The following is a 14284-nucleotide window of genomic DNA, read 5'->3' as shown; positions in this document are numbered from 1 at the left end:
GGATCGGAGCCACCGACCGGATCAACAGGGCGACGTTCGAATTCCGTAAGGGGGCCCGCCGGCAGCGGGCCTGCGGACCCCCGGGCGGTCCGGGCCGGAGCCGTCAGCGCAACGGCGGTGACGGCCGGCTGCCCGGCCCCGTCCCGCGGGCCGAGCGGGAGCACGGGAACCCGGGCCCGGCGCCGCGTCGGCTCACCTCGCGCCGGACCCGGGCCGGGCCTCCGGTACGCCCGGCAGCCCGGTGGCGAGCCCGTCCAGAGCATGCGAGCAGACGCAGTCGCGGACGGCCGGCAGCCCCTCCAGGGCTTTGAACAGGACGCCGCGCAGCCGGTCGACGTTGCGGGCGAACTCCCGCAGCACCTCGGTGTGCGTGACGCCCTCGCCGCTCTCCACCCCGGCGTCCAGGTCGGTGACCAGCGCCAGCGAGGTGTAGCAGAGGCCCAGTTCGCGGGCGAGCACCGCCTCCGGGTGGCCGGTCATGCCGACCACCGACCAGCCGTTGGCCGTGAACCAGCGCGACTCCGCCCGGGTCGAGAAGCGCGGGCCCTCGATCACCACCAGGGTCCCGCCGTCCACCGGCTGCCAGTCGGCCGAGCGGGCGGCCTCGGCCACCGCCCGGCGCCCGGCCGGGCAGTACGGATCCGCCATCGACACGTGGACCACCTCCGGGACCGAACCGTCCGCCAGCGGCAGGCCGTCGTAGTAGGTCTGAGGCCGCCCCGAAGTCCGGTCGACGAACTGGTCGGGGACCACCAGCGTGCCGGGTCCGTACTCCGGCCGCAGCCCGCCGACCGCACACGGCGCCACCACCTGGCGCACCCCCAGCGCGTGCAGCGCCCAGAGGTTGGCCCGGTAGTTGATCCGATGCGGCGGCAGCCGGTGTCCCCGCCCGTGCCGGGGCAGGAACGCCACCTCGCGCCCCGCCAGCCGGCCCAGGAAGAGCGAATCGCTGGGCGGACCGTACGGCGTGTCGACCACCACCTCGCTGACCTCGTCCATCAGCGCGTACAACCCGGAGCCGCCGATCACCCCGACCTCCGCCTGTGCGTCCACGCCGTCCACCACCTGATTCATCGTCATGTCCTGACCCATTCGCCGGAGATGTCCCCTCACAGCTTAGGAGCGGCACACCCTTCGCCGGCGGTGGTCGACCTTACGATTCCCGAACGTCCACGCCCTGCCTACCGTCCTCCGCCTCCTGTCGCGTCCTATCGTCGTGCCGACGTGGCCGCCCCTGTGCACGAACGAAGGACGCCCCATGGATACCGATGACGGCGACGCCCGCCGACCGACCCCCCGCGACCTGCCGCAGCCCGCGCCGCAACCGGGACCGGAGCGGGAGCCCGCCGGCACTCCCGGGCTCGATGCTCACCAGGGCCGCGGCGGGGCGACCGCAGCAGACGGGCCGGCCGACGGCCGCCCCGGGCCCGCCGAGCCCACCCTCCCGAAGGAGAGCACGAGGACCGGGCGGCTTCGGACGGCGCTCGCCGCGGGCCCGCCGCCCGGCCCCGCGCGACCGGAGTTCTGGCGCAGTCCGCTGCGCGGGCCGTGGCTGACCGCGGTCCTCGGCCTGGTCCTGCTGGTCGGCATCACGGTGATGTTCGTGACCGGACTGCTCTCCTACGCCGCCTACAACCCGGACCTCGCGGCGGTCAACGACCAGACTCCGGACAAGGGCTGGCTGGGCTTCTACCTCTTCGCCTGGCCGACCGGCCCCAGCTGGCTCTACCGGCTCAACCAGGGTGTGCACGTCACCCTCGGCGTGGTGCTCGTCCCGGTGCTGCTGGCCAAGCTCTGGTCCGTCATCCCCAAGCTCTTCTCCTGGCCACCGGTCCGTTCACCCGCCCAGGGGCTGGAGCGGCTCTCGCTGCTGCTCCTGGTCGGCGGCGCGCTCTTCGAGTTCATCACCGGCCTGCTCAACATCCAGCTGCACTACATCTTCCCCGGATCCTTCTACACCCTGCACTTCTACGGCGCCTGGGTCTTCATCGGCGCCTTCGTCGTCCACGTCACCTTCCGCCTCGGACGGATGACCCGCGCCCTGCGCAGCCGCCGCCTGCGCACCGAACTGCGCACCCCCACCGCCGCCACCGTGCCCGAACCCCTCGACGACACCGGCCTGGTCTCCCCCCGACCGGCGAAGGCCACCCTCTCCCGGCGCGGCGCTCTGGGCATGGTCGGCGCGGGCTCCCTGGCACTCTTCGTGGTGACGGCCGGTCAGAGCATCGGCGGCGCGCTGCGCAGGACGGCCCTGCTCGCTCCACACGGGCAGAACCCGGGCACCGGGCCGAACGGCTTCCAGATCAACAAGACGGCCGCCTCGGTCGGCATCCGGTCTGCCGACATCGGCCCCGGCTGGCGCCTGACCGTCCGCGCACCCGGGCAGGAGCGCATCCTGACGCTGGACCAGGTGAGGCAGTTGCCGCAGAGCACCGCCGCCCTGCCGATCGCCTGCGTGGAAGGCTGGTCCACGCCCGACCAGCACTGGAGTGGCGTGCGCCTGAGCGACTTGGCGGCCCTGGTCGGACTGCACGACGACCTGCCCGAGGTCTTCGTCGAGTCCGTGGAGCGCGGCGGGTCCTTCAGCTCGACCGTCCTGCGCGACAACCAGGTCCGTCACCCGCACTCCCTGCTGGCCCTGCGCGTCAACGGCGCCGACCTCTCGCCCGACCACGGCTACCCGGCCCGGATCATCGTCCCCGCCAACCCCGGCGTCCACAACACCAAGTGGGTCACCCGCCTCACCTTCGGAGCCGACTCGTGACACGCCGCCGACCCTCCGACTCTCCGCCCCGCGTGCGGCCGAGCCGCGACGGCTCGCACCGCCGATACGGAGCCTCCCCCCTGCACCTGCTCCTCGTGCTCTGCTCCTTCGCCCTGGCCGGCTACGCCGGGATCCGGCTCCTGAAGGGCGAACCGGTCAAGGTCGCCCTGTGGTTCGTCGGCGCAGCCCTCGCCCACGACCTCCTGCTGCTTCCGCTCTACGCCTTCACCGACCGCGCCGTCCAAGCCCTCGCCAACCGCCTCGGCCGCCCTGGACGGCACTCGGGACTCCCGCAGGTCAACTACGTCCGCGTACCGGCGTTCCTCGCGCTGCTCCTGCTCGCCGTCTGGTACCCGCTCGTCCTGCGCCGCGTCCCCGATTACCACAACACCACCGGCCTCGATCCGGGCCCGTTCCTCGGGCACTGGCTCCTGATCACCGCCGTGCTGTTCGCGCTCTCGGCCCTGTGTCTGCTCATCGCGACGATCCGGCGCCGACCACCGGCACCGCGCCCCGTCAAGGCTTCCTGACCGCATACCACTGCTCGGTTCAGCGGGTGGGAAAGCCTTCGAGGAGGCCGTCCGGTCGACTGGGAGCCGCTCGCGAACGTCAGGCCGCTGGTCCGCGTCGCGGTGCCTTCCGACCTCGGCGCTTCAAGGTGACTGGCCTGTCCGTGCGGCTGACCGACGGTCCGCACGTCCGCCGGTGGCAGTCACGCTCTCGGCCGCGAGCGCGCCGCTGTCGCCGAACACACCCGCACCCTCGCCGCCGAACCCGCTGTCCGGTGAAGGGCCCTCAGGCGCCCGCGAGGTAGCGCTGCGGCGAGGTGCCGACGGTGCGGCGGAACGCCGCGAGGAAGGCGCTGGGTGTGGCGTAGCCGACCGCACGGGCGACCCTGGCGACGGGGTGCCCCTCGGCCAGCATCGGCAGCGCCGCCCGCAACCGCAGCTGGGTGCGCCAGTGGTCGAACGTCATGCCGGTGTCCTGGACGAAGATCCTGCTCAGCGTGCGACGACTGGTGCCGGTGGCGCGGGCGAAGCCGTCCAGGGTACGGGAGTCGGCGGGATCGGCGAGCAGGATCGCGGCCACCGCCCGGGCCCGGTCGTCGGTCGGGTCGGGCACCCGGATCGGGGTGCTGGGCAGCGGGTGGAGCAGGTCGAAAACGACCGCCTCGGCGCGTCGGCGGGCAGCCTCGGTCAGGTCCGACCGGCCGAGGTGCCGCAGGAGTTGGGCGAGCAGGTCGTCGACGGCCACCGCGACCGGTGCGTCCCACGTCAACGGGCAGTCGGCCGGCTCCAGATAGAGGCTGTGGAACACCGCGTCGCGGGTGGCCCCCGTGCGGTGCGGTACCCCGCTGGGTATCCAGAGCGCGCGTGTCGGTGGCAGCACCCAGGAGTCCTCGCCCACCTTCACCCCCAGCACGCCCTGCGCCGCCCAGGCGAGTTGGTGCCGCGAGTGCCGGTGCTCGTCGAGCCAGCGGGCGGTGGGAAGCGCGGAGGAGTTGACGACGATGGCGCCGACCGCCGGCGAGTCGCGCAAGGGAGAGAGCACCATGGTCGTCCTCGACGCGGCGACGCTCAACGCCCGCCTGGAACGGGCCGGCTTCGAGCGGGTCGAGTCGGATCACCAGCCCGGCGTCCGGATCACCTTCCTGGGCCACCGCCCGGCCTGAACCGGCGTCGGCTTCCCCGAACACCCCCGAACGTGCCGCCCCGCAACCGTCGAGGGCGCCACCGCACTCCCGCGCTGATGCCGACCGGCAGCGCGGCACCAGCGGATCCACTGACAACACCGTCTTCCGGAGGAACACCTTCGAGGGCCCGGGGCGGTGTGCTCCGCCCCGGGCCGGTGGCCGTACCCGGGTGCTACTCGTCGAGGTGGGCGAGGAGCAGGTTGGGGTCCTTGGCGGTGACGTAGGCGGCGCTCAGCACGTAGACGGTGTCGCCGCGCAGGGCGATGGAGGTGGGGTTCTGCAGGCCGTCGGCCGGGGTCAGCACGATGGAGTGGCTGCCGTCGCCCTGGACGAGCGCGACCTCGCTGGGGCCGTTGAGGGCGGCCAGCAGCTGGTCGCCGTGGCCGGTGAAGGCGAAGTCGTCGATCCCCGGCAGCCCAGTGGCCTCGGTGCGGACCTCGCCGGCCTGTCCGCCGGGCAGGATGGGGATGCGCAGCACGGTGCCCTTGTCGAGGTTGGTGGCCCAGAGCGCGCCGTTGTGGATCTTCAGGCCGTTGGCACCGAGGAATCCTGTGGAGGCCAGTTCGGGGGCGGTGGACCAGGCGGTGGGGGTGCCGCCGGCGGTGGGCACGCTCCAGATGGTGCCGAGTACGGAGTCGGTGGCGTAGAGGGTGCGGGTGTGCGGGTCCAGTGCCAGGCCGTTGGGCAGGCCGTCGGCGGGCAGTGCGGCGATCCGCTGCGGCTGGCCGCCGGGGCGCAGGCGCCACACGCCGGTCAGGTCGGCGGTGCCGGTGGCGTAGAGGAAGTACAGCGTCCCGTCGTGCGCACGGACGAGGCCGACGGTCAGCGGGAAGCCCAGGGCGGGGGTGTGGACACCCCCGTCGGCGGGCACGGGCAGGGTGGCCAGGATCCGGATGGCGCCGGTGCGGGAGACCTCGGCGATCTGGCGGCCCTCGGCGAAGGTGACGTACGCGGTGCCGCCCGGTGCCAGGGCGATGTTCTCCGGCGTCTGCCCCTTGGTCAGGTCGAAGTGCACGGCGATCCGTGCGCCGCTCAGCGGCGCGCAGGCGGCCGACGCCGACGTCGGAGTGAGTGTGGCGGCAGCAGCCGCGACGACAACGGCCGCCGACAGAGCGGACGTGGAAAGCTTCTTGAACATGGTTCCTTCACTGTTTTCGGGCATGCGCCAGCAACGCGCCGACGCACGGGTCGGGAAAGCCTGGATTCTGCTCGGGGGTCATGCGACCCCGGGGCTGTTCGCGGCACCGGCCGGTCGTCGGCCGAAGCCTGAGCAGGACACAGCTGCTCGCAGGTGTCGGCCGAGCGCCCGGTGACGTTCTGTGTGAGGTCAGGCGGCGTCGACCGGCGAACCCGTCCGCGCCGGATCGGCCGCGACGCTGCTCCCGGTGACGGCCTGGGCGAGCAGGGCCAGCGCGGCCCGCGAGGACGAGCCGGCCTCCGTGGTGGCGACCACGACGCTTGGACCCGGTCCATGACTGAGCGTCTGCTGGATCACGCTCAGCGAGCCGACCAGCGGGTGCCGCATCTCGTAGCCGGCGACGGTGCACGCCGTGACCCGGTGGTCGGCCCACATCGAGGCGAACTCGGCGCTCTTCGCGCTCAGTTCACCCAGCAGCGCGTGCAGCGCCGTGTCCTGCGGATACTGCGCCGCCACCAGGCGCAGACTCCCCACCACCGCCCTGGCCTTGCTCGGCCAGTCCGCGTACAGCTCGCGGGTGTGGCGGTCGAGGAAGACCAGCCGGGCCATGTTGGGACGCTGCGCCGAGGTGTCCGGGGCGCCGGGGTCCAGGTGCCCGGCGAACAGCGCGTGGCCCAGGCGGTTCCACGCCAGCACGTCGCTGCGCCGGCCGAGCACGATGGCGGGGACGTCGGCCAGCACGTCCAGCAACTGGCCCGCCGCCTGCGTCACCCGCTCCGGCGCGGGCCGCCGACCCCGAGTGCGGGGCCGGTCCACCCGGACCAGGTCGTGCAGGTACCGCCGCTCGGACTCGTCCAGCCGCAGAGCGCCGGCGATGGCCTCCAGCACCTCGGGCGAGGCGCTCAACGACTGCCCCTGCTCCAGCCGCGTGTAGTAGGAGGCACTCACCCCCGCCAGCAACGCCAACTCCTCACGCCGGAGCCCCGGCACACGCCGACGCTCCCCGTAGGTGGGCACCCCGACATCCTCGGGACGCACCTGGGAGCGCCGCGCCTGCAAGAACTCCCCGAGCTGCGATTTTCCGGTCATGGATCGAGTATGGGTCGGCTCGGCGGACGTAACCTGCCCCAGCTGTGGATAGGCACCAGCCGATCTGGCTCCCCGGCAGGACTGGTGGTGTCGTGGGGGTCGCCGAGATCCGGCACCACCCCGCACACCCCCAGGAGGTCGCCTTGAGCGCCGCCATCAGTGAACACGATCTCTTCGCGGCTCTGGACGCGTCAGGCTTCGCCTTCACCAGACGCGCATGGGTCGATGCCGGACCCGCCCGGGTCTACGACCTGGTCAGTGACGTCTCCGCGATCGGCCGCTGGAGCCCCGACGCGACCGATGTCACGTTCGACCAGGGCGCCGGGCCCCGGGCCGGCGCCTGGTTCAGCGGACGCAACCACAGGGACGGCAGGCAATGGACCACCCGCTCCCAGGTCGTACGAGCCGACCCGGGCGACGCCTTCGCCTTCGTGGTCGGCGGCGCCGAAGACGGCATCGTGCAGTGGAGCTGGACCTTCCACCCCCAGGGACGCGGAACCCTCGTCGAGCAGTCCTGGCAACTCCTGCGCCTCGACCCCGTGCTGGGCACCACCCGCGGCGACCTCGACGCACTGCGCGACCACATGGCGAACAGCGTCGAAGCCACCCTGATCTCCCTCGCCCAATGGATCGCCGAAGAGTGAGGTTCCGGGTACGGCCTCGGCGAGGGTGCCAGGCGCGAGCGACCGACGGCTCAGCGGTGCTCGGGGTTCTCGAAGTCGAAGCGGCAGCCGGCGTCCCACTCGGAGCGCTGGTTGCCGTGGGCGGGGATGCCGCCGGCGTCCTTGAGGAGTCGGGCCAGGTGGAGGAGGTTCCAGGTCATGAAGGTGGTGTTGCGGTTGGTGAAGTCGTTCTGCGGGCCGCCGGAGCCCTGGTCGAGGTAGGACGGACCGGGGCCGGCCTCGCCGATCCAGCCCGCGTCCGCCTGCGGCGGGATGGTGTAGCCGAGGTGCTGGAGGCTGTAGAGGACGTTCATCGCGCAGTGCTTCACGCCGTCCTCGTTGCCGGTGATCAGGCAGCCGCCGACGCGACCGTAATAGGCGTACTGGCCGGCCTCGTTGAGCAGCGAGGAGCAGGAGTAGAGGCGCTCGACGACCCGCTTCATGACGGAGGAGTTGTCGCCCAGCCAGATCGGGCCCGCCAGGATCAGGATGTCGGCGGCCATCACCTGGCTGTAGAGCACCGGCCACTCGTCGCTCTGCCAGCCGTGCTCGGTCATGTCGGGCCAGATGCCGGTGGCGATGTCGTGGTCGACGGCCCGCAGGACGTCGACCGGGACGCCCTGGCGCTCCAGGATGCCGCGGCTGACGTCGATCAGGCCCTGTGTGTGGCTGCGCTCGGGCGAGCGCTTGAGCGTGCAGTTGATGATCAGGGCGCGCAGGTCGGTGTAGCTGGTCGTGCTCTCGGTGTCCGGCATTCGGCTGCGTTCCGTCCTCGGCGGCGGGCATGGGTTCGCCTCCACTCCACCAGCCGGGGCGCGGCGGCGCAGGCCGGGCTGGGCCGGATGCGCGCTGCGGGGAGCGCAGTTCGGCCGTGCGGTCAGCCCCGCCCGGCGTCGCCCTCCCCCGGCTGACGGTCGGTGAGGAGGTCGGCCAGCCGCCGGGCGGTGTCGGTGGGGAGGGTGGGGTGGATGAGCTCCGTGCGGTGGACCAGGCGGGGTGCGGCGACCGGGACGGCCGCGACGGCGGGCAGGGTGGCGGCCAGCGGGAGGGGCAGGGCAGTGAGGCCGTGGCCCGCGGCGGCCAGGGCCGCCAGGCCGTGCAGGTCGGTGCCGCGGTGGCGGATCCGGGGGCGGAAGCCGTCGGCGCGGCAGACGGCGCGCAGCTGGTCGAGCGGGATCGCGGTGTCGGGGGCGTCGATCCACTGGGCCTGGGTGAGGTCGGTCAGGCGCACCGAGCCGCGGCCGGCCAGGGGGTGGCTGCGGGGGAAGAGCACCGCCAGGGTCTCCTCGGCCACGCCCAGCGTGGTGGTGGGGCCCAGGTAGGGCAGCGGGAGTGGGTCGCTGGGGGCGGCGGCACCGTCCAGCAGGCCGACGTCGGCGCCGCCGGTGAGCACCTGCTCGATCACCGCCTCCCGGCCGAGCACCCGTACCTCCAGGTCCAACGGGTGCGTGGCGGTGTGCAGTCGGGCCAGGGCCTGCGCGACGGCGGGGCCGAGCGCGGCGGGCGTGTGGGCGAGGGTCAGCCGGGCGGGGCGGACGTCGTGCACCCGCGCGACGTCGGCGCGGGCCGCGTCCAGGAGCAGCAGCAGGGCGGGGGCGTGTTCCATCAGCCTCGCGCCGGCGGGGGTGGGGGCCACCGGCCGGCGCTCGATCAGCCGGGTGCCCAGGTGGCTCTCCAGTGCGGCGATGTGCTGGGAGACGGCCGACTGGGTGTAGCCGAGCGCCGCCGCGGCGGTGGAGAAGGAGCGGTGTTCGAGGACCGCGACGAAGGTCCGCAGCTGATTCGGGTTCATGTGTATCAGCATCCCTTATCCGGAGTGCAGAAATCATCGTTGGACCTGATGACCGACGGGCCGCCAGGATGGCTGCCATGAACCACACCGCACGTATCGCCCTCGTCGGGGACCGCTCCGACGCCGTCCGCTCGCACGCCCGCGTCCCCGGTCTGCTGGAGGCGCTGCGCGTCCGCGAGGGGCTGGACCTGGACGCCTACTGGATCCCCACCGAGGACGCCCACCAGGGACTCGACGGCTTCGACGCGATCTGGGTGCTGCCCGGCAGCCCCTACCGCAGCGAGGAGGGCGCGCTGGCCGCGATCCGCACGGCCCGCGAGAACGGCATCCCGTTCCTGGGCACCTGCGGCGGCTTCCAGCACGCGCTGCTGGAGTTCGCCCGCAACGTCTGCGGCCTCGAGAGGTCCGGCCACGCCGAGAACGACCCGGCGACCGCCGACGAGGACGCCGTGATCGTCCCGCTGCCCTGCTCGCTGGTCGGCCACGAGGGCACCGTCCGGGTCGCCCCCGGCTCCCGGGTCGCCCGGCTGCTCGGCGCGGACCGGATTCAGGCGCGGTACCACTGCAACTACGGGGTCGGCCCGCACCACCTGGACGTGCTGCGCGCGCACGGTCTGGCCTTCCCCGGCAGCGACGAGTCCGGCGAGGTGCGGATCGCCGAACTGCCCAGCCACCCCTTCTTCCTGGCCACCCTCTTCCAGCCCGAGCTGCACGGGGACGGCACCCGGGCCCACCCGCTGATCACCGCGCTGGCCGTGGCCGCCGCCGACCACGCGAGCGCCCGATGAGCGCGCGTCCCGTGCTGGGCCTGGCCGGCGCCGCCGTCCGCGCCTGGCTGCGCGCCTGCACGGTGCCCGAGGCCCACGCCACGAGCCCGCTGGCCACCTTCCCGGAAGCAGCGCTCGGCGCCGCGCGGGCCGGGACCGCGCGGGCCGGCGCCGCGGGCGTCGGCACCCCGGGGTCCGCCACGTACCGGCCGTGACGCGGGGCCGACCACCGCCCGGGCAGGACCCGGGGCGAGGGCCGATGTCCGGAAAACCCACCGGGCCGTCCGCATCGCCCCTCGGCCCGGCCCCCGCCCCGCGCCTACCGTCGAGCCATGACCGAGCCCCTGAGCCCCGAAGACCTGGCCGCCTACCGCGAGAACGGCTTCCTGCTGGTCAGGAACCTGATCAGCAAGCAGGAGGCGCGAGCGCTGCGGGAGGAGTGCCACGCGCTCGCCGCCCGCCTCAGCTCCGACGCCGACCCGACCTGGGCGAGCGCGCGCACCGTCGCGGGCGCGTCCGTCGGCCGCACCACCCTCAAGCACGCCCACGACACCCAGTTCCACTCGGCCGCGTTCGCCCGCCTGCTGGTCGACCCCCGGTTCACCGACGTCGCGGCGGCGCTGCTCGGCGGGCCCAACGTCCAGCTGCACCACACGAAAATGTTCATCAAGCCGCCGGAGACCGGCTCGCCGTTCCCGCTGCACCAGGACCACCCCTTCTTCCCGCACGCCGGGCACTCCGTCGCCGCCGCGGTCTTCCACTTCGACGACGCGCCGGAGGAGAAGGGCTGCATCAGGGTCGTCCCCGGCAGCCACCGGGGCGGACCGCTGCCCCACGTCGAGGAGGGCAGCTGGCACCTGCCGCCGGACAGCTGGCCGCTCCAGGACGCCCGGCCCTGCCCGGCCGAAGCCGGCGACGTGCTGTTCTTCAGCTACCTCACCGTGCACGGTTCGGGGCTGAACACCTCGGACGAGGCCCGCACCACCTGGCTGGTACAGTTCCGCGATCCGGCGGACCGGCCCACCGCGGACGAGCACACCTGGTCCCTGGGCCAGGGCATGATCCTGCGCGGTATCGACCCCACCGCGCGCAGGACGGACGCGTACGCGACGGACGCGCACAGGGCGGACGCGCACAGGGCAGAGGGGACGGACGAGCCGCAGTGACCGGACTGGCCCGGGCGGGTGCCGCCCTCCCCCTGCTGGGCGGTGTGCGGCTGGGCGTCACCCTGGCCGGACGACGGGTCGAGTTCGTCGACTGGGGGTTCTACCCGCCCGAGCCGTGGCGCAACTTCTGGCACAGCCACTCCTACTTCGAGCTCTGCTACGCCTACGCCGGGCACGGCACCTTCCGGACCGGCGGGCAGCAGCACCCGGTGCGAAGCGGCGACCTGTTCGTGGCCCGCCCCGGCGACGTCCACGAGATCACCACCGACGCGCGCGACCCGCTCGGCATCGTCTTCTGGTCCTGGACGATGGTCCCCGAGCGAGCCACTCCCGAGCGAACCGCCCCCGAGTGCGGCCCGCGCGGCGCCGATCCCCACTCCCCCGACACGCTCGCCCTGCTGGACGCCTTCGCGACCGGCCCGCGCCGGATCGTCCCGGCCGGTGGGACCCCGCTCCCCCGGCTGCTGGTGACCCTCGCCGAGGAGGCCGCCGCCCCGGGCCCCGGCAGCGCCGAACTGCTGACCGCGCTCGGCTCGGCGCTGGTGCTGGGCTGCGCCCGCGCCCTCACCGACCGGCCCGCCGCCGTCCCCCGCCCGGCCCCCGCGCCCGGCGGGCGGGCGGCGGCGGCCGTGGCGCGGATGACGCGCTACCTCGACGACAACTTCGACCGCCCGATCCGGGTGCGCGACGTCGCCGCCCAGGTCCACCTGAGCGAACGTCACGCGGCCCGGCTGTTCCACCAGGCGACGGGCCGCACGATCCTCGGCCACCTGACCCGCTACCGGCTCGGCGTCGCCGCGCAGCGGCTGGCCGATCCCACCCTGCGCCCGCTCTCCGTCGCAGCCATCGCCCGCTCCTGCGGCTACCCGGACGCCCGGCACTTCAGCACCGCCTTCCGGCGGCACTGGGGCGTGCTCCCGACCCAGGTGCGGGCCCAGGGCGGCACCAGGCAGCTGGTGCCGCGTCAGGTCGGGGCCATGACGGGGCCGAAGGCTGGGGAAGCCGCGCGCTGATCCGACAAGATCGCCCGGACAGGCCCTGGTACGGCAACGGTGGTCACTGTGACGGGGCTTCAGCTCTCGGACTGTGGCCCCGTCTCCTGTCGTGGCTGGGTCCGGGCCTGGTGTTGGCGTCGGCGGTGCCATGGGGACCCGTGCAGGACGTGGCCGATGCTGCGGCGGGCGGGCCGTGTGAGACTGCTGATCAGTCGGCGGGAGGACGCCGGCGCGCAGGGTTCCTGCGCTGATCGCGTGCTGACTGCGCTGACCGCGCCGGCCCTTCTGCCACGCCGAGAACTCGGCCCGAGCGCGGAGCCCTCACTGCCGGACGGGGCACTCCTGCTGCCGGGCATCGACGGCCGGCCGCGGCTGAGTGCGGGCGAGGTCGGCAAGCCGGCGCAGGCGGTCGGCGCTGACCGACCCCGGTTCGGCGCTCACCGCCACGAGTTGCTGTTCCCCCTCGCCGGACAGCCGCAGGGTCTCGTAGTCCACCGTCAGATCGCCCACCACGGGGTGGTGGTAGCGGATCCGGCCGTGTCCGGGTTCAGCCACCTCGTAGCGAGGCCACCAGGTGCGGAACTCAGGGCTGCGGCTGGACAGATCGGCCACGAGCCGGTCACTGGCCGCAGTTCGACCTGCACGGACCCGGCGGCGTCCGGGCCTGGGTCGTCAATTTCCGCCGCGCATTCCCCGACGTGGACGACCGGGTCGTCGAGCAGGTCAGCGAGGGGGACGTCGTGTTCACACGGGTCCGGGTCACGGGCACCCAGCTCGGGCCGTGGCTCGGCACACCACCGAGCGGCCGCCGCGCCGACTTCACCGCGCTGGGAATCGACCGGTTCCGTGGTGACAGAGTCATCGAACGCACAGCCCTGTTCGATGTGACCGACGTGATGCGACAGCTCGGGCACGAGTCCCTCCCCATCCTTCCCTCGGCCCGGCAGTCGGTCACGGCCACCGACCTCGACACCTGACACCAGGGCCACCCGACACCAGGGCGAGCCGACACCAGGAGCCAAGCATCTCCGCTGCGAACGCCTCCGAGCCCCGCCGGTTTCCGAGACCGCGCCCGTGCCCGAGGACCCGCCGCGCCCCTGATCAGCCGGGGCCCGCCAGCAGGGTCCACGGCTCGGGGCGGGCCAGCGCGAGGCGGGGTTTGCGGGCGGCCCAGTAGCGGACGGAGGCGGCCAGCACCTGGGCCGGGTCGCTGACCGGGCGGGTGGGTTCGAAGGGGCGGGTCATGCTGGTGTAGCTCTGGAACATGGCGAGCAGCTTGACGGCCTGGCTCTGGAAGGGCGAGAGGTACTGGTCGGCCAGTGGGAGGAAGAAGCGGTTCCAGGTGTCGCCGGAGACCAGCGGCGGGCGCTCGATGGGGGCCGCGCCCTGGGCGGTGCGGCACTCGTTGAGGGTGGCGCAGATGACGTCGAGCATCGCGTCGAGGGTCAGGCTCGCGTGGCCGGCGGCGACCACCTCGGTGCGCGGGTGCCGCGGGGGCGGGCCGAGGACGGCGGCGGCGATCACCTCGGCGACCTCGTCCACGGGGCTGATCTCGGCGTAGCCCGCCGGATCGCCGACCACCACGGCGGCCAGCCCGGAGACCAGCGCCTGGAAGATCGTGTAGGGGCCGGAGAACCGGGCGATCTCGCCGCTGCCGCGCCGGCCGACCACCAGCGGCGGGCGGACGAGGGTCAGCGGGCCGGGGTGCTCCTCCCGGGCGATCTGCTCGCACCGCGCCTTGGACCACTCGTAGCCGTTGCGGTAGCCCTCGAACTCGGCGCCGCGCAGGTCCTCGGGGTTGCGCACGCCGCCGACGTAGGCCGTCGAGACGTGGACCAGGTGGGTGTCCCGGCCGGCCAGGGCGAGGACGGCCCGCAGCGGGTCGATGTTCGCGGCGATCGCCTCGGGCCGGGTGAGCGTCCAGCGGGTGCTGGCCGCCGCGTGCACGATCACGTCCCAGTGGCCGCCGAGCGCGGCGGGCGGCGGCTCCTCGCCGATCCGCCAGCGCACCAGCGGGTCGCCCGCCGGGCGCCGGGCCACCCGGACGAGGGTGTGCTCATGGTCGTGGGCGGCGGCGTGCAACCGGTGCACGAGTTCGGTACCGATCACTCCGGTGGCGCCGGTGAGGAGGACTCGCATGGCTTGGCCTGTTCGTCGTCAGGGTCGGGTGGTCGGGATCGAGGGATCGTGGGCGTCGGGGCCGGGGTGGTCGGGGGCG

Annotated in this window: 14 protein-coding genes and 2 pseudogenes; 8 read left to right on the top strand and 8 right to left on the bottom strand. The window is 73.6% G+C overall.

Going from position 1 to position 14284, the window contains the following annotated elements:
- Positions 1 to 192: 192 nt before the first annotated feature.
- A complete protein-coding gene (locus OG294_RS38095; protein WP_327071804.1) occupies positions 193 to 1074 on the bottom strand; it encodes an S-methyl-5'-thioadenosine phosphorylase in 882 nt (293 codons plus the stop codon).
- A gap of 184 nt (positions 1075 to 1258) precedes the next feature.
- Here OG294_RS38095 and OG294_RS38090 point away from each other — a divergent pair, with 184 nt between their 5' ends.
- Together OG294_RS38090 and OG294_RS38085 are read left to right on the top strand one after the other, a co-directional pair.
- Positions 1259 to 2764, top strand: a complete 1506-nt coding sequence (locus tag OG294_RS38090) for a molybdopterin-dependent oxidoreductase (protein WP_327071151.1) — start codon at positions 1259 to 1261, stop codon at positions 2762 to 2764.
- A gap of 32 nt (positions 2765 to 2796) precedes the next feature.
- Positions 2797 to 3294 carry a hypothetical protein gene (locus OG294_RS38085; RefSeq protein WP_327071150.1) on the top strand — a complete coding sequence of 166 codons (498 nt, stop codon included), beginning with the start codon at positions 2797 to 2799 and terminating at the stop codon, positions 3292 to 3294.
- Between the two features lie 265 nt (positions 3295 to 3559).
- On the opposite strand, the gene OG294_RS38080 is transcribed toward OG294_RS38085, so the two are convergent.
- The 3 genes from OG294_RS38080 to OG294_RS38070 form a co-directional block, all read right to left on the bottom strand.
- Entirely contained in the window at positions 3560 to 4318 is a 759-nt protein-coding gene (locus OG294_RS38080; RefSeq protein ID WP_327071149.1) for an AraC family transcriptional regulator, read from the bottom strand.
- Positions 4319 to 4629: 311 nt separating this feature from the next.
- The gene (locus OG294_RS38075; protein WP_327071148.1) at positions 4630 to 5595 is read right to left on the bottom strand and encodes an SMP-30/gluconolactonase/LRE family protein; all 966 of its coding nucleotides are present in this window, start codon (positions 5593 to 5595) and stop codon (positions 4630 to 4632) included.
- Positions 5596 to 5784: 189 nt separating this feature from the next.
- Complete coding sequence (locus OG294_RS38070; protein WP_327071147.1) at positions 5785 to 6684, bottom strand: helix-turn-helix domain-containing protein; 900 nt, start codon at positions 6682 to 6684, stop codon at positions 5785 to 5787.
- Positions 6685 to 6827: 143 nt separating this feature from the next.
- Here OG294_RS38070 and OG294_RS38065 point away from each other — a divergent pair, with 143 nt between their 5' ends.
- Complete coding sequence (locus OG294_RS38065; protein ID WP_327071146.1) at positions 6828 to 7328, top strand: SRPBCC family protein; 501 nt, start codon at positions 6828 to 6830, stop codon at positions 7326 to 7328.
- A gap of 50 nt (positions 7329 to 7378) precedes the next feature.
- Here the strand turns inward: OG294_RS38065 and OG294_RS38060 are convergent, their stop codons facing one another.
- Together OG294_RS38060 and OG294_RS38055 are read right to left on the bottom strand one after the other, a co-directional pair.
- The gene (locus tag OG294_RS38060; protein ID WP_327071145.1) at positions 7379 to 8101 is read right to left on the bottom strand and encodes a flavodoxin family protein; all 723 of its coding nucleotides are present in this window, start codon (positions 8099 to 8101) and stop codon (positions 7379 to 7381) included.
- A gap of 122 nt (positions 8102 to 8223) precedes the next feature.
- Complete coding sequence (locus OG294_RS38055; protein WP_327071144.1) at positions 8224 to 9138, bottom strand: LysR family transcriptional regulator; 915 nt, start codon at positions 9136 to 9138, stop codon at positions 8224 to 8226.
- Between the two features lie 68 nt (positions 9139 to 9206).
- On the opposite strand from OG294_RS38055, the gene OG294_RS38050 reads away from it, so the two are divergent.
- From OG294_RS38050 to OG294_RS38035, 4 genes are all read left to right on the top strand, one after another.
- Positions 9207 to 9926: a CTP synthase C-terminal region-related (seleno)protein gene (locus OG294_RS38050; RefSeq protein ID WP_442789291.1), complete on the top strand. Its 720-nt coding sequence runs from the start codon at positions 9207 to 9209 to the stop codon at positions 9924 to 9926.
- Entirely contained in the window at positions 9923 to 10120 is a 198-nt protein-coding gene (locus OG294_RS38045) for a hypothetical protein (protein WP_327071142.1), read from the top strand. The genes OG294_RS38050 and OG294_RS38045 overlap by 4 nt, the downstream gene beginning before the upstream one ends.
- A 117-nt stretch (positions 10121 to 10237) precedes the next feature.
- The gene (locus tag OG294_RS38040; protein ID WP_327071141.1) at positions 10238 to 11071 is read left to right on the top strand and encodes a phytanoyl-CoA dioxygenase family protein; all 834 of its coding nucleotides are present in this window, start codon (positions 10238 to 10240) and stop codon (positions 11069 to 11071) included.
- Positions 11068 to 12084 carry an AraC family transcriptional regulator gene (locus tag OG294_RS38035; protein ID WP_327071140.1) on the top strand — a complete coding sequence of 339 codons (1017 nt, stop codon included), beginning with the start codon at positions 11068 to 11070 and terminating at the stop codon, positions 12082 to 12084. The genes OG294_RS38040 and OG294_RS38035 overlap by 4 nt, the downstream gene beginning before the upstream one ends.
- Positions 12085 to 12387: 303 nt before the next feature.
- Here the strand turns inward: OG294_RS38035 and OG294_RS38030 are convergent.
- Positions 12388 to 12696: pseudogene (locus tag OG294_RS38030) on the bottom strand (MmyB family transcriptional regulator); the annotation flags it as partial.
- Between the two features lie 2 nt (positions 12697 to 12698).
- Here OG294_RS38030 and OG294_RS38025 point away from each other — a divergent pair.
- Positions 12699 to 13043, top strand: a pseudogene (locus OG294_RS38025) (ester cyclase); the annotation flags it as partial.
- Positions 13044 to 13167: 124 nt separating this feature from the next.
- On the opposite strand, the gene OG294_RS38020 reads toward OG294_RS38025, so the two are convergent.
- A complete protein-coding gene (locus OG294_RS38020) occupies positions 13168 to 14205 on the bottom strand; it encodes an SDR family oxidoreductase (protein ID WP_327071139.1) in 1038 nt (345 codons plus the stop codon).
- Positions 14206 to 14284 lie beyond the last annotated feature (79 nt).

Source organism: Kitasatospora sp. NBC_01302, assembly GCF_035976515.1.
In the GTDB taxonomy this organism is placed as follows: domain Bacteria; phylum Actinomycetota; class Actinomycetes; order Streptomycetales; family Streptomycetaceae; genus Kitasatospora.
Note: the sequence above shows the minus strand (reverse complement) of the source record. Positions and strands in the feature narration are given on the sequence as shown.